17 protein-coding genes and 5 other RNA genes are annotated in these 19,251 nt (G+C 52.8%); 7 read left to right on the forward strand and 15 right to left on the reverse strand.

Going from position 1 to position 19,251, the window contains the following annotated elements; all coding sequences use genetic code 11:
- Positions 1-9 precede the first annotated feature (9 nt).
- From FBY13_RS08365 to yeaG, 4 genes are all read right to left on the reverse strand, one after another.
- Complete coding sequence (locus FBY13_RS08365; protein ID WP_096010503.1) at positions 10-243, reverse strand: DUF1480 family protein; 234 nt, start codon at positions 241-243, stop codon at positions 10-12.
- Between the two features lie 76 nt (positions 244-319).
- Positions 320-2,047, reverse strand: a complete 1,728-nt coding sequence (locus FBY13_RS08370) for a potassium/proton antiporter (RefSeq protein WP_063879823.1) — start codon at positions 2,045-2,047, stop codon at positions 320-322.
- A 245-nt stretch (positions 2,048-2,292) separates the two neighbouring features.
- Positions 2,293-3,567, reverse strand: a complete 1,275-nt coding sequence (locus FBY13_RS08375) for a YeaH/YhbH family protein (RefSeq protein WP_145393959.1) — start codon at positions 3,565-3,567, stop codon at positions 2,293-2,295.
- Positions 3,568-3,659: 92 nt separating this feature from the next.
- The gene (gene yeaG, locus FBY13_RS08380) at positions 3,660-5,594 is read right to left on the reverse strand and encodes a protein kinase YeaG (protein WP_063879821.1); all 1,935 of its coding nucleotides are present in this window, start codon (positions 5,592-5,594) and stop codon (positions 3,660-3,662) included.
- 420 nt (positions 5,595-6,014) lie between these two features.
- Here yeaG and FBY13_RS08385 point away from each other — a divergent pair, with 420 nt between their 5' ends.
- Entirely contained in the window at positions 6,015-6,764 is a 750-nt protein-coding gene (locus FBY13_RS08385) for a MipA/OmpV family protein (protein ID WP_096010504.1), read from the forward strand.
- Between the two features lie 70 nt (positions 6,765-6,834).
- On the forward strand, positions 6,835-7,686 hold the full coding sequence (locus FBY13_RS08390; RefSeq protein WP_063879819.1) for an aldo/keto reductase: 852 nt from the start codon (positions 6,835-6,837) through the stop codon (positions 7,684-7,686).
- 16 nt (positions 7,687-7,702) lie between these two features.
- Here FBY13_RS08390 and FBY13_RS08395 read toward each other — a convergent pair whose 3' ends face one another.
- Entirely contained in the window at positions 7,703-8,581 is an 879-nt protein-coding gene (locus FBY13_RS08395; RefSeq protein WP_145393960.1) for a D-hexose-6-phosphate mutarotase, read from the reverse strand.
- Positions 8,582-8,653: 72 nt separating this feature from the next.
- Positions 8,654-9,652 carry a glyceraldehyde-3-phosphate dehydrogenase gene (gene gapA / locus FBY13_RS08400; protein WP_063879817.1) on the reverse strand — a complete coding sequence of 333 codons (999 nt, stop codon included), beginning with the start codon at positions 9,650-9,652 and terminating at the stop codon, positions 8,654-8,656.
- A 340-nt stretch (positions 9,653-9,992) separates the two neighbouring features.
- Between gapA and msrB the strand changes: the two genes are divergently transcribed.
- Positions 9,993-10,403: a peptide-methionine (R)-S-oxide reductase MsrB gene (gene msrB / locus FBY13_RS08405; protein WP_063879816.1), complete on the forward strand. Its 411-nt coding sequence runs from the start codon at positions 9,993-9,995 to the stop codon at positions 10,401-10,403.
- A 2-nt stretch (positions 10,404-10,405) separates the two neighbouring features.
- Positions 10,406-10,687, forward strand: a complete 282-nt coding sequence (locus FBY13_RS08410; protein WP_063879815.1) for a YeaC family protein — start codon at positions 10,406-10,408, stop codon at positions 10,685-10,687.
- 77 nt (positions 10,688-10,764) lie between these two features.
- Here the strand turns inward: FBY13_RS08410 and pncA are convergent, their stop codons facing one another.
- The 3 genes from pncA to sppA all read right to left on the reverse strand — a co-directional run bounded on the left by pncA (position 10,765) and on the right by sppA (position 14,351).
- On the reverse strand, positions 10,765-11,373 hold the full coding sequence (gene pncA, locus FBY13_RS08415; RefSeq protein ID WP_109716438.1) for a bifunctional nicotinamidase/pyrazinamidase: 609 nt from the start codon (positions 11,371-11,373) through the stop codon (positions 10,765-10,767).
- Between the two features lie 16 nt (positions 11,374-11,389).
- The gene (gene ansA / locus FBY13_RS08420; protein WP_063879813.1) at positions 11,390-12,403 is read right to left on the reverse strand and encodes an asparaginase; all 1,014 of its coding nucleotides are present in this window, start codon (positions 12,401-12,403) and stop codon (positions 11,390-11,392) included.
- 85 nt (positions 12,404-12,488) lie between these two features.
- A complete protein-coding gene (gene sppA / locus FBY13_RS08425) occupies positions 12,489-14,351 on the reverse strand; it encodes a signal peptide peptidase SppA (protein WP_109716437.1) in 1,863 nt (620 codons plus the stop codon).
- Between the two features lie 172 nt (positions 14,352-14,523).
- Between sppA and FBY13_RS08430 the strand changes: the two genes are divergently transcribed.
- The 3 genes from FBY13_RS08430 to FBY13_RS08440 all read left to right on the forward strand — a co-directional run bounded on the left by FBY13_RS08430 (position 14,524) and on the right by FBY13_RS08440 (position 17,540).
- Positions 14,524-15,075 (forward strand): NAD(P)H nitroreductase, encoded by a 552-nt coding sequence (locus tag FBY13_RS08430; RefSeq protein WP_063879811.1) that lies wholly within the window; start codon positions 14,524-14,526, stop codon positions 15,073-15,075.
- A gap of 252 nt (positions 15,076-15,327) precedes the next feature.
- The gene (locus tag FBY13_RS08435; protein ID WP_145393961.1) at positions 15,328-17,244 is read left to right on the forward strand and encodes a DNA topoisomerase III; all 1,917 of its coding nucleotides are present in this window, start codon (positions 15,328-15,330) and stop codon (positions 17,242-17,244) included.
- The gene (locus FBY13_RS08440; RefSeq protein ID WP_063879809.1) at positions 17,244-17,540 is read left to right on the forward strand and encodes a YnjH family protein; all 297 of its coding nucleotides are present in this window, start codon (positions 17,244-17,246) and stop codon (positions 17,538-17,540) included. Before FBY13_RS08435 ends, FBY13_RS08440 begins: the two co-directional genes overlap by 1 nt.
- 35 nt (positions 17,541-17,575) lie before the next feature.
- On the opposite strand, the gene xthA is transcribed toward FBY13_RS08440, so the two are convergent.
- The 6 genes from xthA to FBY13_RS08470 all read right to left on the reverse strand — a co-directional run bounded on the left by xthA (position 17,576) and on the right by FBY13_RS08470 (position 19,251).
- Complete coding sequence (gene xthA / locus FBY13_RS08445; RefSeq protein ID WP_063879808.1) at positions 17,576-18,382, reverse strand: exodeoxyribonuclease III; 807 nt, start codon at positions 18,380-18,382, stop codon at positions 17,576-17,578.
- A 102-nt stretch (positions 18,383-18,484) separates the two neighbouring features.
- Positions 18,485-18,612, reverse strand: a non-coding RNA gene (locus tag FBY13_RS08450) — RtT sRNA.
- Between the two features lie 44 nt (positions 18,613-18,656).
- Positions 18,657-18,784, reverse strand: a non-coding RNA gene (locus tag FBY13_RS08455) — RtT sRNA.
- A gap of 42 nt (positions 18,785-18,826) precedes the next feature.
- A non-coding RNA gene (locus FBY13_RS08460) (RtT sRNA) lies at positions 18,827-18,949 on the reverse strand.
- Positions 18,950-18,990: 41 nt separating this feature from the next.
- Positions 18,991-19,118: non-coding RNA, RtT sRNA (locus FBY13_RS08465), on the reverse strand.
- A 41-nt stretch (positions 19,119-19,159) separates the two neighbouring features.
- Positions 19,160-19,251: non-coding RNA, RtT sRNA (locus tag FBY13_RS08470), on the reverse strand.

Raw genomic sequence — 19,251 nt, forward strand, 5'->3', positions numbered from 1 at the left:
TTCACAGGATCATGCTGGTTTTTTTAATACCCAGCGGTCTTGTTGCTTATCGTAATGCCCGATGTGCAAGATGACTTCCTGGTCATCAATCCAGGCCGGAACGCTGGTGTCGTGATCCCAGCCGTCGAGCTGATAACTCAGGCCGGGGTTGGTGTGGCAGGGAATACTCACTGTCACAGGTTCTTCGCTGCTGAATTCTGCATCGACAATTTCGTAGCGACCAATTTTAACCACGTGACCCATGGATAACTCCCGTTTTAACTGAATGTCATAAAAGCTTAGTGCAATTCAGCCAATTAACCGCGCCAATTAATTAAGATTATTCCTTGTCTTCACTTGGGCGCACACCAATTTTCACGATTTGATTATCTTCTTTTTCCGCCACGGTCCAGGTGAGCTGATTCCATTCAATCTGATCGCCTACGACGGGCGTGCCGCCGAGCATGCCGAGCATCAGTTGTCCCAGTGATTGTTGCGCGTTGGTGTGTTCATCCAGTTCAAGGCCATATATTTGCGCCACATCGTTCAGGCGAGCGTCGGCATCAAGAATAAAGTCACCGAAGAAACGCTGATCCAGCGAGACGGGCGGCGACTGGCTGAACATTTTTCCCAACGCAGGCAGATCACGCTCACGACCAATGACGCAAATCACGTCGTTTTCTTTTAAACGCGTCGCGCTATCTGGATGCATCAACACGTTATCCCGAAACAGGGCGGCGATACGGGTTTCACGCGGCATCTGTAGATCGCGCAGCGCGGCGCCTACGCACCATTTGTCGGCACTAAGCTGATAGACAAACTGCTCCCAGGGATTTTCCGGATGGATATCCAGCCCGATGCGGCTGATGGGCGACGCCGTAGGCGGTACCACCACTTTGGCTTTCTTCGCGGCATATCCCAGCGAGGTGCCCTGCAGCATCAGTGAGACCAACACGACAAAGAAGGCAATATTAAAATAGAGCGACGCGTTTTCCAGGCCCGCCATCATCGGGAACACCGCCAGGATAATCGGCACCGCGCCACGCAGGCCCACCCAACTGATAAAAACCCGCTCGCGCCCGGTGAAGCCACGGAAGGGCAATAAGCCGATGAAGACGGACAGGGGGCGCGCAACCAAAATCAACCACAGCGAGAGAATCATGGCCGGGACCGCGATATGCCAAAGATCCGACGGCGTGACTAACAGGCCCAGCACGATAAACATGCCTATCTGACTGAGCCAGGCCATACCATCAAAGGTTTGCAGAATGCCAAAGCGGTTGCGGATAGGGCTGTTGCCGAGCAAGAAACCACACAGATACACGGCAAGAATCCCACTGCCTTCCAGGACCGTAGTCAGGGCAAACACCAGAATACCGCCGCTGAGTGCCAGTAAAGGGTAAAGGCCAGGAGCCAGGTTAATGCGGTTAATCAGCTGCTGCAGGGCCCAGCCGCCGCCCAGGCCCAGCACGATGCCCAGACCAAACTGTTGAATCAGATGTACCACAAACATCCAGTCAAGGCCGGTTTTGCCCTGCTCGATCATCTCTATCAGCGTAATGGTGAGAAACACTGCCATAGGATCGTTGCTGCCAGACTCAATTTCCAGCGTTGAGCTTACGCGTTCATTCAGGCCTTTATCGCCCAGCAGTGAGAACACCGCCGCCGCATCGGTGGAACCGATAATGGCGCCAATTAAAAAGCCCTGCATCATATCGAGCCGGAAAAGCCATGCGGCGACCAGGCCGGTTAATCCAGCCGTGATAATGACGCCTACCGTTGCCAGCGACAGTGCCGGGCCCAGCGCCACCTTAAACGAGCTGGCTTTGGTGCGCATTCCGCCATCCAGCAGAATAATCGCCAGGGCAAGGTTAGAAATCAGGTAAGCGGCTGGGTAATTATCGAAGGCGATACCGCCGATGCCATCAATCCCGGCTAACATTCCCAGCGCCAGGAAAATGACCAGGATAGGAATGCCCAGACGGGATGAAAAGGAACTGAGTAAGATACTCGACGCAACCAGCACGGACCCAATAATAAAAAGACTATAAACAATAGTGTGGTTCAAACCCGGTCTCCTGAGATACGGCAATCAATGTTAGCTAATGTGTAGAAACACCCATGCTATGTCTGCAAGATAATGTTTTATCAATGAGTTGTCATGGTCATTATGCAATTTATATCAATTGCTAATGCCTTGGTTACTCCAGTTTAACGATATTAATAGAGTAGTTGGAGGGTTTGTGACGGGGAAGGCCATGTTTTAACAGGTTATTAGACAAAAAAAAGCCGACAGGGCGTCGGCTTCGTGTCTCAGGCTTCCATTGCCTGCTTGTGAAACAGCTCACGGAACACCGGGTAGATATCCTCGGGTTCACGAATGTGCTGGATCGCAAAGTTATTGAATATCGACTGCAGGTGTTCATATTCGCGCCACAGGGTCTGGTGAGCACGACGGGTGATTTCAATATAGGTGTAGTAACGGACGACCGGTAAGATGTTCTTCGCCAGAATCTCATGACACAGCGGCGAATCATCCGCCCAGTTGTCGCCATCTGACGCCTGAGCGGCATAGATATTCCACTGTGCCGGATCGTAACGCTCTTTGACCACTTCATCCATGAGCTTCAGGGCGCTCGACACGATGGTCCCGCCGGTTTCCTGTGAATAGAAAAACTCCTGCTCGTCGACTTCTTTGGCCTGTGTATGGTGCCGGATATAAACCACATCGACATTTTTGTAAGTGCGGCTCAGGAACAGGTAGAGCAAAATATAAAAGCGTTTTGCCATATCCTTGGTGGCCTGATCCATGGAGCCCGAGACGTCCATCAGACAGAACATAACCGCCTGGCTGGAAGGTTCAGGGCGTTTTTCAAAGTTTTTGTAGCGTAAATCAAAGGTATCGATAAAGGGCACCCGAGCGATACGCGCACGCAAGTCGGCAATCTCTTTGCGTAAGCGCTCCTCTTCGAGCAACTGAGCCGGTTCTGACTTTTCAACCGTGGCGAGTTCATCTTCAAGCTGATGCAGCTGGCGACGTTTACCTGCGGTCATGGCAGTACGACGCGCCAGAGAGTTCTGCAGAGAGCGCACCACGCTGATGTTGGCCGGCACACCATTTGAGGTAAAACCCGCACGGTGGGTTTTATACTCGTTTAACTGGCGGTGCTGATTTTTACGCAAGTTGGGCAGCGCCAGATCTTCAAACAGCAGGTCCAGATATTCATCTTTGGAGATCTGAAAAACGAACTCATCCTGACCTTCACCGTCCTGACCGGCGTTGCCCTGACCGGAACCGCTGCCACCGCCGCCCTGCGGCCGCTCAACACGGTCATTCTGTATAAAGTGATCGTTGCCCGGATGGACACGATGGCGTTGCCCGCCGCGACCCTGATGGAAAATCGGTTCATTGATGTCATCAATCGGGATGGAAACGGATTCGCCACTACTGATGTCGGTCACCGAGCGTTTATTGATGGCCTCGGAGATCGACTGCTTAATCTGGGACTTATAACGACGCAAGAAGCGCTGGCGGTTGACCGCGCTCTTGTTTTTACCGTTTAGTCGGCGATCGATAAAATAGGCCATGATGTTCCCCCAAACTACATTGCAAGCAGGCCGGGCTGTCCCGTCCTTAAGTGACCGGTGCTATCCCGCACCGGTTTGCTTACAGACTCTGATCAGGACGATTTACGTACGCGCAGATACCATTCACACAGCAGGCGAACCTGTTTGCGGGTATAGCCTTTTTCCATCATGCGATCGACAAAATCATCGTGCTTCTTCTGCTCATCCGTGGACGTTTTCGTATTGAACGAAATAACCGGCAACAGCTCTTCGGTATTTGAGAACATTTTTTTCTCAATCACCGTACGCAGTTTCTCATAACTGGTCCAGTTCGGATTGCGGCCGTTATTATGGGCCCGTGCACGCAGCACAAAATTGACAATTTCATTACGGAAATCTTTAGGATTACTAATCCCCGCAGGTTTCTCAATTTTTTCCAGTTCCGCATTAAGTGACTCACGGTCAAACAGCTGCCCTGTATCAGGATCGCGATACTCCTGATCCTGAATCCAGAAATCGGCATAAGTGACATAGCGGTCAAAGATATTTTGACCATATTCGGAATAGGATTCCAGATAAGCCGTCTGAATCTCTTTGCCAATAAACTCTGCATATTTGGGAATTAAATAACCTTTCAGGTGCTCAAGGTATTTTTCCGCCTGATCTTGCGGGAACTGCTCACGTTCTATTTGCTGTTCCAACACGTAAAACAGGTGAACAGGGTTGGCTGCCACTTCAGCATGATCGAAGTTAAAGACACGGGACAGAATTTTAAAGGCGAAACGGGTCGACAATCCGTTCATCCCTTCGTCTACGCCGGCGTAGTCATGGTATTCCTGCCAGGACTTCGCCTTTGGATCCGTATCCTTGAGGCTTTCACCGTCATACACGCGCATCTTGGAGTAGATGCTGGAGTTATCCGGATCTTTCATGCGTGACAGAATGGAGAATCGCGCCAGAGTTTCCAGCGTGCCGGGCGCGCAAGGTGCCGTGGACAGCTCACTGTGATTCAGGAGTTTCTCGTAGATCTTGATCTCTTCGGATACGCGGAGGCAGTAAGGCACCTTAACGATGTAAACACGGTCAAGGAACGCCTCATTGTTTTTGTTGTTACGGAACGTCACCCACTCAGATTCGTTCGAGTGCGCCAGAATGATACCGTTAAACGGCAGAGCAGAGATGCCCTCTGTACCGTTATAGTTACCTTCCTGGGTGGCGGTTAACAGGGGATGCAGCACTTTAATGGGTGCTTTAAACATCTCAACGAATTCCATGATGCCCTGGTTCGCCCGGCACAACGCACCTGAGTAACCGTAGGCATCAGGATCGTTCTGAGCATGGTTTTCCAGTTTACGAATGTCGACCTTACCGACGAGTGCGGAGATATCCTGATTGTTTTCATCACCGGGTTCGGTCTTGGCGATGGCTAACTGCTCCAGAATCGACGGCCATACTTTCACCACTTTGAAGCGGGTGATATCCCCACCAAATTCGTGCAGGCGTTTAGCCGCCCATGGCGACATAATGGTGCCAAGGTAGCGGCGGGGTACGCCGTACTCTTTTTCCAGAATATTGGCGTCTTCCTGAGGATTAAACAGACACAGTGGGTGATCGTTGACCGGGCTGCGTTCGCCATCGGCGCTCAATACAAAGATGGGCACACGCTGCATCAGCGATTTCAGCCGCTCTGCCAGAGAGGACTTACCGCCGCCGACCGGACCCAGCAGATAAAGAATTTGTTTCTTCTCTTCAAGGCCTTGTGCCGCATGTTTCAAGTAAGAAACGATTTGTTCAATCGCTTCTTCCATACCGTAAAACTCTTCAAATGCCGGGTAACGTCCCATCACCCGGTTAGAAAAGATTCGGGAAAGGCGTGGCTCCTGAGCGGTGTCAACCATCACGGGTTCACCGATAGCCATTAACAGTCGCTCTGCGGCGTTGGCGTATGCACTGCGATCCTGTTTACAGATGGTAAGAAATTCCTGCAGTGTGAACTCTTCGTCCTTGGCAGCTTCATAACGCTGACGATAATGATCGAATATATTCATAGCGATGCCCGTCCTTTCGTTTTTAGCACAGGTAAAGGAGCAATAATCAGTGCTCGTACAGCTCCCGGAAGATATTATCTTTTACTACAGCAACCCTTATGCCAACCTGATCATTGTTATCGGGATGCACAACTTTTATGGTTACTCTCTTTCAACAAAACCCTCGGTATTAAGTTTAACTGTAGAAGGCATTCAGGAAATTTCATCATAGATTTTTGATTAGTGAGCCACATATCAATAACAAAATCATTTTGTTGCGAAACCTTTTTGACGCATAAATGGCAAATTTGTGATGTCTCTAACCCGGTTATGCCACATCCTGCCTTAAATTGGGTAGATGATTTTCATATAAGGTTAATTCAGTCTGTAAAAAGCGTTAGACTGTATGAGTGATTGTTATATTTATGGAATGAATAAATTGTGAACCAATTCAAACTTAACACGCTTATCGCGCTTCTCCCTTGTTATTTTCTGGGGCAGTCAGTTCAGGCCGCGCCTTTATCACTCGGTGCATCAGTGATTTATGCGCAATCCCCGTATCGGGGTGGGCAGGACCGCTATTTGCCCGTGCCCATCATCAATTATGAAGGAGAAAACTTCTGGTTTAACACGCTACAGGGCGGTTACTACCTGTGGAAAGACCCTCAGGATCAGCTGTCTCTGACGTTGCTGGGCTCACCACAAGAATATGACCCGGGTGACAACGATCTGGGCGATATGAAAGGGCTGGATAAGCGCCGCATGACGCTGATGGGCGGTGCGACCTACAGACATACCGCAGACTGGGGGATTGTTCGTACTTCACTGCTCGGTGACGTACTCAACAACAGTAATGGCATCATCTGGGATCTTACCTACCTCTACCGCTTTAACTTCGGTGATTTTACCTTAACGCCGGGGATTGGGGCCATGTGGAACAGCGCGAATCAGAACCGTTACTACTATGGCGTATCTGGCCATGAGAGCGATCGTACCGGTATCAGCCGCTATCATCCCGATGACAGCTGGTCACCTTATGCGGAGCTGAATGCCAGCTACAGCATTACGCCACAGTGGAATGCTAACCTGTCAGGACGCTACACCCGTTTTGCCAGTGAAATCAAAGACAGTCCCATGGTTGATAAAAGTGGACAGTTCACGATCTGGACAGGCGTAAGTTACACTTTCTGATTTGCACTTTAAGAGGGCAGGCGTTGCCCTCTGTTAGTTTGTCTGCCCTATAACAGTGCAGGAGCGTAAAATGGCAAAATACGTTAACGTGGCAGGTCAACAGGCAATACCGGCGATAGGGCTTGGGACCTGGTACATGGGTGAAGACAGCAACAGCCGACAGCAGGAAGTCAGCGCGCTTCAGGCCGGGCTGGATGCGGGCTTGAAAATTATTGATACGGCCGAAATGTACGCCGATGGCGGGGCGGAAGAGGTGGTCGGCGAGGCGCTAAAAGGGCGCCGTGACAGCGCGTTGCTGGTATCGAAAGTTTACCCATGGAATGCCGGAGAATATGACGCGATAGCCGCCTGTGAAGCCAGCCTGCGGCGTTTGCAAACCGACCGCCTTGACCTCTACCTGCTGCACTGGCGTGGCAGCGTGCCCCTGGACGAAACCATAAGCGCAATGCAAAGCCTGCAGCAGCAGGGAAAAATTGTGCATTGGGGCGTTTCAAACTTCGACAGCGATGATATGGATGAGCTGTGGGCCGAAGCCGGTGGTGAAGCCTGCGCAACCAATCAGGTGCTTTATCATCTGGCTTCACGCGGTATCGAATATGATCTTCTGCCCCTGTGCCAGCAACATGCGATGCCGGTAATGGCCTATTGTCCGCTGGCTCAGGCAGGACGCTTACGCAATCGGCTGTTTTCAGAGCCAACCCTGGTCGCCATTGCTCAGCAGAAGGGGATTACGGTTGCTCAGCTTCTGCTGGCGTGGGTTATCCGTGCGCCGGGTGTGATTGCTATCCCTAAAGCCAGCTCACTGCTGCATGTGCAGGAAAATGCCGCGGCGCTGGATATTAGCCTGAGTGATGAGGAGTGTTTCCTGATCGACAAAGCTTTCCCGCCGCCGCGGCACAAAATGCCACTGGACGTCGTATGAATAGCGCCCTTAAGCCTTAACTCGATTTCCCTTTCAGACGAATCGTGGTCGCCAGTCGGGCCGGTTTTTCGCCCGCACTGCGTAACGGTTTGCTGATGCGAGCCGTTTCCACACAAACCATGGTTTTGTAACCTTCGTTGGGCATGTCTGTCATGCTGCAGGACAGCTCAACGCCTGGGTTCCATGTGACAACGTCACTTTGGTGGTGATGATAAACCTCGATTTGCCGCTGTCCCACCTGATCGTTAATCACGGAGCAGTCGTTTGCCGCAGTAAAGATACGGTCAACCCGGTTGGTAAAACGCTGCTTACCGTCACTGGTGCCTTCCTGATTGTCGTTAACCTTATCGATATAGGTATCACCCAGTCCCGAGACATCGACCCCATTGATATCTGCCACGTTAAAGTAGCTGTGCAGCGCAGCGGTGGACTCATAGTCACCATAGGCTTCCAGTTCGATCTCACAGTGCTGCCCAAGACGAAAACGTGCTATCAGCGTAAATTCGTGTGGCCATAACTTCAGCGTCTGTGGGTTGCTTTCCAGCACCAGCGTTAAGATCACGCCTTCTTCGTTTTCATCATGAGCAGACAGCTTCCAGGATTGATTACGGGCAAATCCATGCGCCGGTTCACCCGCAGGTCCAAACCAGGGCCAGCAGATGGGGACGCCGCCACGAATCGCTTTACCTGGCGAGAAAGGGCTTTTATCGCTCAGCCACAGCACGTGCTTTTCCCCGCTGGGTTGCCAGGCAATAAGGTGAGCGCCCTGTAACGTTATGGCCGCACGCACGCGAGGATGGCTGACAACGATTGCCGGAAGATCCCCGACCTGACGCTGTGACAGGTAAGGCGTAATCTGTTTAACCACGGGGAGAGAAAAGAGTTTGTCTTGCATGCCCGACTCCTTACGAAATGGATCAAAAAAAGGGTGACCGAAGTCACCCTTATTCTCTTCTGTCTGGCTGCCTTATTTAGCAGAAACCAGCGCAATCAGGTCGAGAACTTTGTTTGAATAACCGGTTTCGTTATCATACCAGGAAACCAGTTTAACGAAGTTGTCATTCAGCGCGATACCGGCTTTAGCATCGAATACTGACGTCAGGATTTCACCGTTGAAATCGGTAGAAACCACGTCATCTTCAACATAGCCCAGCACGTCTTTCATTTCGCCTTCTGAAGCGGCTTTGATAGCGGCACAGATTTCTTTGTAAGACGCTGCTTTTTCCAGACGAACGGTCAGGTCAACAACGGAAACGTTTGGAGTAGGAACGCGGAACGCCATACCTGTCAGCTTGCCATTCAGTTCTGGCAGCACTTTACCTACCGCTTTCGCTGCACCGGTAGAAGAAGGGATGATGTTCTGAGACGCGCCACGACCGCCACGCCAGTCTTTGTGAGACGGGCCATCAACGGTTTTCTGTGTCGCGGTGGTCGCGTGAACGGTGGTCATCAGGCCTTCAACGATGCCGAACTTGTCGTTGATCACTTTTGCCAGTGGTGCCAGGCAGTTAGTGGTACAAGAGGCGTTAGACACGATGTCCTGACCCTGATATTTGTCGAAGTTTGCACCACGAACGAACATTGGGGTGTCATCTTTAGATGGACCGGTCAGAACGACTTTCTTGGCACCCGCAGTGATGTGCTTACGTGCAGTCTCGTCGGTCAGGAAGATACCGGTTGCTTCAGCAACGACGTCAACGCCGACTTCGTCCCATTTCAGGTTAGCCGGATCTCTCTCAGCAGTAACGCGGATTTTCTTACCGTTAACAACCAGAGCGCCGTCCTGTACTTCAACGGTGCCGTCAAAACGGCCGTGAGTAGAGTCGTACTTCAGCATGTACGCCATGTAGTCAGCGTCCAGCAGGTCGTTGATAGCAACGATTTCGATGTCAGAGCGCTGTTGAGCAGCACGGAAAACGATGCGACCGATACGGCCAAAACCGTTGATACCTACTTTGATAGTCATATATTCCACCAGCTAGTTGTTAGTGAATAAAAGGTTGGCTGTAAAATTACAAAAACCTTACCAGGCGTCAAGCGGAATCGTGTCAATTGTTGCGACAGGTCAATCCACTTAACAGGAATTATTTGTGCCGCAACCGCTTGCGCGCACCTGAAAAAAACGTGCTCTGTTGAATCCTTCGCCGAATATATAGGGATATGCCAGAGAAAAGGTGATCGAAGTCACAAATCTACCTTGTAGGATACGGACTGAAGGGTTGAGCACAAAAAAAGACCCGACTAATGTTGATCGTTTGTTAGAATAGTAGTCGATTTTTACAGAATGACATCCCGGAATTGCTCAAATGCCTAAAGAAACTGCACCCGAAGCAAAAATCGCCCAACTGACTGAGATGCAACGTTATGTCACGCAGCAGCGTGGAACGGAGCCACCGTACAGCGGTGCGCTGCTGCACAATAAGCAGGAAGGGATCTACCACTGTTTGGTCTGCAACGCTCCCCTGTTTTTGTCTGACACCAAGTATGACTCAGGTTGTGGCTGGCCCAGCTTCTATCAGCCGGTAAGCGATGACGCGATTCGCTATCTGGAAGATAATTCACATGGTATGCAGCGTGTTGAAATCCGTTGTGGCAGTTGTGATGCTCATCTCGGTCATGTTTTCCCGGATGGTCCACAACCTACCGGTGAACGCTACTGTGTTAATTCCGCCTCGCTGAACTTTACCGATCAGCAAGGTGACGAGACGAAAGGATAACGATGAAACAGCAACTTGACGCGATGCTTGATGCCATGACGCCTGAAATCTATGACCGTCTGGTTATGGCTGTGGAAACCGGAAAATGGCCGGATGGCGTGGCGCTTACCCAGCAGCAGCGTGATAACAGCCTGCAACTGGTGATGATGTGGCAGGCGCGGAATAACGAGGCCCCACAGCATATGACGATCGGTAAAGACGGCGAGATGGTCACCAAGTCTAAAAAGCAGTTGAAAGACGAGTTTGGCATTGAGCCAGACGTGACACGTATCAACCTGCATTAAGCCTGGACAGCCTGTGAAAGTGACAGGCCGTCCGAGACGTGAAGGGCTGGCAACGAGCCAACCCTTCACGTTCAGCTTCAGATAATAACCGCACCCTGTGCTGCCATCTGCGCCAGGGCAATTTCGCTGTCTTCAGGATTGAGATTCACGCCCCGGCAACCTTCTGCCACCACGTTCACCTGATAGCCCAGTTCCAGTGCATCCAGAACGCTGTATTTCACACAGTAATCGGTCGCCAGGCCCAGCATCACCAGATGCGTGATGTCGCGCGCACGCAACCAGCTGTCCAGCTCGGTTTTACGCCGGTGGCCGTTATCAAAAAAGGCGCTGTAGCTGTCAACGTCCTGATCTTCACCCTTGTGGAAGACCGCGTCGAACAGGCTGCGATCAAGCCCAGGATGAAAGTCTGCGCCGGTTGAGTGCTGAATCCCATGATCCGGCCACCAGATTTGGGGCAGACCATTAAGCTCGCCCAGGGTATAAACCGGCTCACCAGACACGGAGGCAAAACTGCCATGGTTGGCAGGGTGCCAGTCCTGTAATGCCACTACGCACTCACCTTTTTCGCGAAAGGCACGGGCATAGCGATTAGCAATCTCTACCGTATGATCGCCTTCTGTAACGGCCATGGGGCCGCCGGGGCAGAAGTCGTTCTGAATATCAATAATGATCAGTGCCCGTTTCATTCCCGTTTGCTCCGTCTCAATCTTCGGTCAGTTCGCCACGCAGGTTTTGCTGCATTTTGGCACGGATTTGCTCGCTTGAGAGATCCTGACTTAACAGATAGTGAAGTTTTGTCAGGGCGGCTTCTACCGTCAGATCAAAGCCACTGATGACGCCTGCATGTTCCAACGCATTCCCGGTTGCGTAGCCGCCCATATTGACCTTACCGGAGATACATTGGGTGAGGTTAACCACCACAATGCCGCGCTCGCTGGCCTGCTGTAGCTCAGACAGGAACTCGGCGTTCTGCGGGGCATTGCCTACGCCGTAAGAGCGCAAAATAAGGGCTTTAACCGGCTGGCGCAGAAAGTTACGCACGACATCCGCCGATATGCCGGGATAAATCGTCACCACGCCAATGGGCTGCGGCGTGATCGTATGTACGATGAGCTCGCCCTGACCTTGCGGTGCAGGCGGTGTGTTCAGGCGGCGAATATGGATGCCGGCTTCCAGCAGGGCTGACAGATTGGGTGAGGCAAACGCATTAAATCCGTCGGCATGAGCTTTCGTCGTACGGTTACCGCGATAGAGGGTGTTATTAAAAAACAGCGTCACCTCGTTAACCGGATAGTTAGCGGCAACATACAGCGAGTTCAGCAGGTTTTGCTGACCATCTGAGCGCAATTCGGCTAACGGGATTTGCGAGCCGGTCACAATGACCGGTTTTGCCAGGTTTTCCAGCATAAATGACAATGCTGACGCGGTAAAAGCCATGGTATCTGTACCATGCAGAATTACAAAGCCATCATAGCGGTCATAATTCAGCCGGATATCTTCGGCAATGGACTGCCAGTCCTGAGGCGTCATATCGGACGAATCGATCAGGGGCTGATATTCATGGATCGTGAAGTCAGGCATTTCCGGGCGATGGAATTCGGGCATTTTTGCCAGTTCTTGCTGTAGGTGACCTGAAACCGGAATATAACCTTGAGCAGAGCGTTGCATACCGATGGTACCGCCGGTATAGGCAACGTAGATGTTTTTCTTTTGCATAGGTGAACTCAGACTTGCTGTAAAACGCGCAGTATAAGGGCAACAGCAGGGAAAAGCAGCCCGACCAGCAGTCGGGCTGAGAGGTTTATCGCACTTCACCGCAGGTCAGGCAGAAGGCATAACGGTTTTGTGGATCGTTAAGATGGTCGAACAGGCCGGGCTGATTTCGCATGGCGCTCATGACATCGTACATCGGCGCGGGCAGCCAGGCTTTCAGCTGGCCAGGCAGCACGGCCTGAACAGAGGCGTTCATCTGGTTCAGCATCAAATCGACAAAGCCGGGATCTTCCTGATACCAGTCAAGCTGCGGTTGTGAAACCTTCGCCAGCTCGGCCGCTTTCTTCACCGCATCGTCAAAATCACCCAGTGCATCCACCAGTCCATTGGCTTTCGCGTCGCTTCCGGTCCATACATGACCCTGGGCGATGGCGTCGATTTGCTCCGGCGTTTTGTGACGTGAGGTCGCAACCAGCCCAACAAAGTTGTGGTAGCCGTTTTCGATGGTCAACTGCATCAACTGCTGGACTTCAGGCGGCAGCGCTTTGGTGCTGGCGACATCCGCCAGCGGTGAGGTCGCGACGCCGTCCGTATGGACACCGATGCTGTCCAGGGTGTTTTCCAGCGTATTAATCACGCCGAAGATACCGATAGAACCGGTCAGGGTGACAGGACTGGCGATAATGTAGCTGGCTGGGGTAGAAATCCAGTAACCACCAGAAGCCGCCATCCCGCCCATGGAAACCACAATCGGTTTACCGGCAGCTTTCGCCGCGGCCAGTTCGGAACGGATAGCTTCCGAGGCCGTTACGCTACCGCCAGGGCTGTTGACCCGCAAAATGATCGCTTTGATCTTAGGGTCCAGTCGCGCATCACGAATCTGTGCCGCCGTGGTATCACCGCCTACATTGCCCGGCGTTTCATCACCGTCCATGATGGCGCCGCTGGCCATAACAACGGCAATATTGCCTTTCTGTTGGCTGGCGTCCGGTTTAACGTTGTAGTCATAAATACTGACGCTGCGATAATCGCTGCTCTGTTTATCAAAACCAAAGGTCTTAATGAGCATCTGATCGGCATCAGCACGTGAGCCCAGAACATCGACCAGTTTGTTATCCAGCGCATACTGACCGGTATCGCCTTTAACGGCCTGTAAGCCGGCAATGATGGCTGCCGCGCCAGGGAACAACTGCTCAGGGGTGATCTGACGGTTAGCCGACACGGTATTAAGGTAATTCTGCCAGAGTTGTCCCACCCAACGGGTGTCCGCATCGCGCGCGGCAGGCGACATATCATCACGCAGGAAAGGCTCAACAGCAGACTTATAGGTGCCGACGCGGAAGACGTGTGAATTGACCTTCAGCTTGTCGAGCAACGTTTTGTAGTACAACCCATTGGTGGCGAAACCATGCAGGTCAACGGTCCCCTGAGGTGACAGGTAGATTTTTGTCGCATAACTGGCAAGGTAGTACTGGGCCTGACTGTAACTGTCGCCGAAGGCGTAAATGGGTTTGCCGCTCTCACGAAATTCGCGCAGCGCTTTACCAACATACTGCAGCGACGGCTGATCGCCGCCGGCAAAGTCACGCAGATCTAACACCATGCCTTTAATATTGCTGTCGCCCTTTGCCTGACGAATCGCATCAACCACATCAAACAGGGAGTTTTCCTGTAGGCGGTCGCTGCTGGTGCCTAATAACTGGCGACCAATTTTACTCAGGCGATTGCTGACGGAAGGTTTATCGACCAGCACACCGGTCAGATCAACTTTTAAAGCGCCTTGTTGCACCGGGGCAGAATGACTGCCTGAGCCGCTGACCTGAAGCCAGATCCCGACACAGACGACAATCAAGAAAATCAGGAACAGGTTAAGGATACATTCCCTGATAAAGTTCAACACTCGCCAGATCCCGCGGAACAGACCAGCAATTATTCGCCACAATGTGCGCATCACACTCTCCATATTGATATACCGGAAATAGCCGCTTTGTAGGCCAGGTCTCCGTTGACGACCTCATCCTAAAGAGCGGCGCAACAAAAGTCAGCAGGAAATCACCCTGGACTGTTACAAAAAATCCACCTGTGCCAGGATTATGCGTGCTTTAACCCCTCAGGAGAAAAACATGGATGCACTTGAATTATTGGTTAATCGTCGCTCGGCCTCCCGCTTAGCGGAGCCAGCCCCCGGCGGCGAGGTGCTGGATAATATCCTGCGCGCCGCCATGCGCGCGCCCGATCACGGTACCTTGCAACCGTGGCGCTTTATCATAGTGGAAAACGAGGGCCGCGATCGCCTCAGCCAGCTGCTTGAGAAGGCGGCGCGGGACAATCAACTGGATGAAAAGGCCATTAACAAAGCCAGCCAGGCCCCGTTTCGTGCGCCGATGATTATTACCGTTGTGGCCCACTGTGAGCTGAACCACAAGGTGCCTCGCTGGGAGCAAATCGCCTCGGCAAGCTGCGCGGTGATGGCCATGCAGATGGCGGCGGTCGCCCAGGGCTTTAATGGTATCTGGCGAAGCGGTCCCTGGACCGACGATCCGCAGGTACGCGACGCGTTCGGTTGCCGGGAACAGGACGCTATCGTGGGCTTCCTTTACCTGGGCACACCGCAGCTGAAATCCAGCACTACCGTGGTACATCCCGACACGGCGCCGTTCGTTCGCTATTTCTGAACGCTCCCAGACGAGAGATTGTGCGGTTATTGTGCGAATAGTTCAGCATTGAACCCGGCGCGCTTATCAGCCGCGCGCCGCCAGGCTACCATAGCGCTGCTTCATCTGGCAGCGCATACTCTTCTCCAGGCCTGTGCGTGTGATGCAACCGTTCAGCGGGCTAAGGGGCAGGCATCGTGCCGCTCAACCCTCCGCTGACCGGTTTGCGCTGTCACCCTTGTTGTTTGCTGACGTTAAGGATTACCCGATTTAATGCGTTTGTTTATTGCAGAGAAACCCAGCCTTGGACGGGCCATTGCCGACGTGCTGCCTAAACCGCACCGGCGTGGTGATGGCTTCATCGCCTGCGGCAATGATCAGATTGTCACCTGGTGCGTGGGGCATTTACTTGAGCAGGCGCAGCCTGATGTTTACGACAGCCGTTATGCGCGCTGGTCGCTGGCGGATCTGCCGATTATCCCTGAAAAGTGGCGTCTGCAGCCGCGGCCTTCCGTTGCGAAACAACTTAAAGTGGTGGAGGGATTACTGGCGCAGGCCGATGAAGTGGTCCACGCAGGCGACCCCGATCGGGAAGGGCAACTGTTAGTGGATGAAGTGCTGGATTATCTGCAACTCCCCGCTGAGAAACGCAGTAAAGTGCAGCGCTGCCTGATTAACGACCTGAACCCACAAGCGGTGGAACGAGCCATCAACCGGCTGCGTGAGAATCGCGAATTTATTCCACTCTGCGTGTCCGCCCTGGCGCGTGCACGTGCCGACTGGCTTTACGGTATCAATATGACGCGCGCCTGGACGTTGCTGGGCCGCAATGCGGGCTATGATGGTGTGCTGTCAGTGGGAAGGGTGCAAACGCCGGTGTTGGGGCTGGTGGTACGTCGGGACGAAGAGATCGCGAATTTTGTTCCCAAAGATTACTTTGAAGTCAAAGCGCACATTGTGACGCCGGATGAGAGTCGCTTTACCGCCAACTGGGTCCCCAGCGAAGCCTGTGAGCCCTGGCAGGATGAAGAAGGTCGGCTGCTGAAACGCTCGCTGGCGGAGCATGTGGTGGCACGCATCAGCGGTCAGCCAGCTATCGTTACCGCCTACAATGACAAGCGCGAGAACGAGATCGCGCCGCTCCCTTTTTCTCTCTCTACTTTGCAAATCGAGGCGGCTAAACGCTTTGGGCTGAGTGCGCAGGCGGTACTGGATGTGTGCCAGCGTTTGTATGAAACCCATAAGTTGATCACCTATCCGCGTTCTGACAGCCGTTATTTGCCCGACGAACATTTTGCCGGTCGCCACGCCGTACTCAATGCGATTCAGGTGCATCAACCTGACCTGACGCCACCAGCGGAGTTTGATGCAGACCGCAAAAACCGCTGTTGGGATGACAAAAAAGTGGATGCGCACCACGCCATCATTCCCACCGCTCGCGCCAGCGCCGTCAGGCTTAACGAAAATGAACAGCAAGTTTATGGACTGGTCGCCCGGCAATATTTAATGCAGTTTTGCCCGGATGCGGTGTTCCGTAAATGCACCATCGATCTGGATATCGCGGGCGGTAAATTTGTTGCCAAAGCCCGTTTTCTGGCTGAGGCAGGATGGCGAGCGCTGCTCGGCGGTAAAGAGCGTGATGAAGAAAATGATGGCACGCCGTTGCCTGTCGTCGCGAAAGACGATGAGCTGCTGTGCGAGCGCGGTGAGGTACTGGCGAAGCAGACTCAGCCGCCGCGCCATTTTACGGATGCAACCTTGCTGTCGGCCATGACCGGCATTGCGCGCTTCGTTCAGGATAAAGAATTAAAGAAAGTGCTGCGTGCGACCGATGGTTTAGGAACGGAAGCCACGCGCGCAGGCATTATTGAGTTATTGTTCCGCCGTTCATTTTTACACAAGAAAGGACGCTATATTCATTCGACTGATGCAGGCAAAGCATTGATCCATTCATTACCGGATCTCGCTGCCCGGCCGGATATGACGGCTCAATGGGAATCGACCCTGACGCGTATCAGTGAAAAAGCCTGTCGTTACGATGAGTTTATGCAACCGCTGGTACAAACGCTGAGCGGGTTAATTCAGCAGGCGCGGCAGCAGCCGTCGGGACAGGCGTTTCGTGGTTTACCATCCACCGGACAAAAACGTCCGCAGCGTAAAGCAAGGCGTAAAACTAAGGAAACCGAATAATGAAATCAGCATGGCTCCTCCTGGCTGTGATGGCTGTTTGCAACCCGGCACAGGCTAACTATCGTCACCAACAGGGTGATGCAGGCGGTAGCGATACCGATGTGATCGTTAATATGCCAGCGGAAGCCTGGACGCAGGGACAAAACCGCCAGCAGAATTGTCTGCAGTGCTGTATTTTTGAAAACCGTAACTATACGGAAGGCGCGGTAGTGAAGTCAGAAGGGGTGCTGCTGCAGTGCGCGCGCGATGAGAAATCGCTGGGTACCAACAATTTGATTTGGAAAATTGTGAAATAAAAACGCGTGGCTTTTTACCACGCGTCAGGGCCGTATCAGAAACGGAAGGTTGACCAGACCGGGGCATGGTCGGACGGTTTTTCCATGCCGCGGATGTCATAATCAATCCCGGTTTCAATGCAGTGCGACGCCAGCCCGGTGCTCGCCAGCAGCAGATCGATGCGCAGGCCGCGATTATCATCAAAGCCTTTTGAGCGATAGTCGAACCAGGAAAAACGGTCGTTAACGTCCGGGTTCTGTGCGCGCCATGTATCGACCAGGCCCCAACTGAGCAGGCGATCCATCCATTCACGTTCCTCAGGCAGGAAAGAGCACTTACCGGTGCGTAACCAACGCTTGCGGCTGTCTTCACCGATACCGATATCAAGGTCGGTACTGCTGATATTCATATCACCCATGATCAGTACCGGCTTATCGGCGGCCAGGCTGTCACTCAGATAGCTTTGCAAATCGCGATAAAACTTCTCTTTCGCCGGAAATTTCGTCGGATGGTCACGGCTCTCGCCCTGGGGGAAATAGCCGTTTATTACGGTGATATCACCGATCGGGCTGGGGATCTCGGCCATGATCAATCGACGCTGCGCATCATCGTCATCGCCCGGAAACCCACGGCGCACAGACACCGGCTGAACTTTGGTCAGCAGCGCCACGCCGTAATGGCCTTTCTGACCATGGTAAAACACGTTATAGCCCAGCTTTGCCACGTCTTCTAACGGAAACATATCGTCATGAACTTTGGTTTCCTGCAGTCCGATGACGTCCGGCTGATGTTTTTCGACCAGCGCTTCAAGTTGATGGGGGCGAGCCCGCAAGCCGTTAATGTTAAATGAAATAAATTTCATGGGATGACCTTCAGCGAATGATAAGCAGGATGGTAGCGATTTTTGCAGTAAAAGTCATGGCAGAGCAGGGCAATTTCAACGAGTGGTAGACAGGCTGTATCAGGGGGGCTTGATGTCAGGATTATTCGGCGCGTTGCGCCTCACCCTGCGGGCCGCGCTGACGCGCGTTGTCTCGCGCTGCTCGACTCGAACCTTAGTCGAAGGTTCTCATCCTTCTCCCCAGATAACTATGATGGTTTTGGTTTCTTAGGGCAGAAAGGCATCATTTTCGTGATGGTGGTGGGAGAAGGATTATTCGGCGCGCTGCGCCTCACCCTGCGGGCCGCGCTGACGCGCGTTGTCTCGCGCTGCTCGACCCGAACCTTAGTCGAAGGTTCTCATCCTTCTCCCCAGATAACTATGATGGTTTTGGTTTCTTAGGGCAGAAAGGCAGCATTTTCGTGATGGTGGTGGGAGAAGGATTATTCGGCGCGCCTCACCCTGCGGGCCGCGCTGACGCGCGTTGTCTCGCGCTGCTCGACTCGAACCTTAGTCGAAGGTTCTCATCCCTCTCCCCGAAGAAGATAATGATAAAGGTCTTGATTTGGGAGGGAGTGCAATATACGAGATGGTGGTGGGAGAAGGATTATTCGGCGCGTTGCGCCTCACCCTGCGGGCCGCGCTTGCGCGCGTTGTCTCGCGCTGCTCGACTCGAACCTTAGTCGAAGGTTCTCATCCCTCTCCCCGAAGAAAATGGTGATTGAGATTATCTTGGGCAGATCAGGAGAATATTTAAGATGGTGGTGGGAGAAGGATTATTCGGCGCGTTGCGCCTCACCCTGCGGGCCGCGCTTGCGCGCGTTGTCTCGCGCTGCTCGACTCGAACCTTA

Source organism: Pantoea sp. SJZ147 (assembly GCF_007828605.1).
In the GTDB taxonomy this organism is placed as follows: domain Bacteria; phylum Pseudomonadota; class Gammaproteobacteria; order Enterobacterales; family Enterobacteriaceae; genus Pantoea; species Pantoea allii.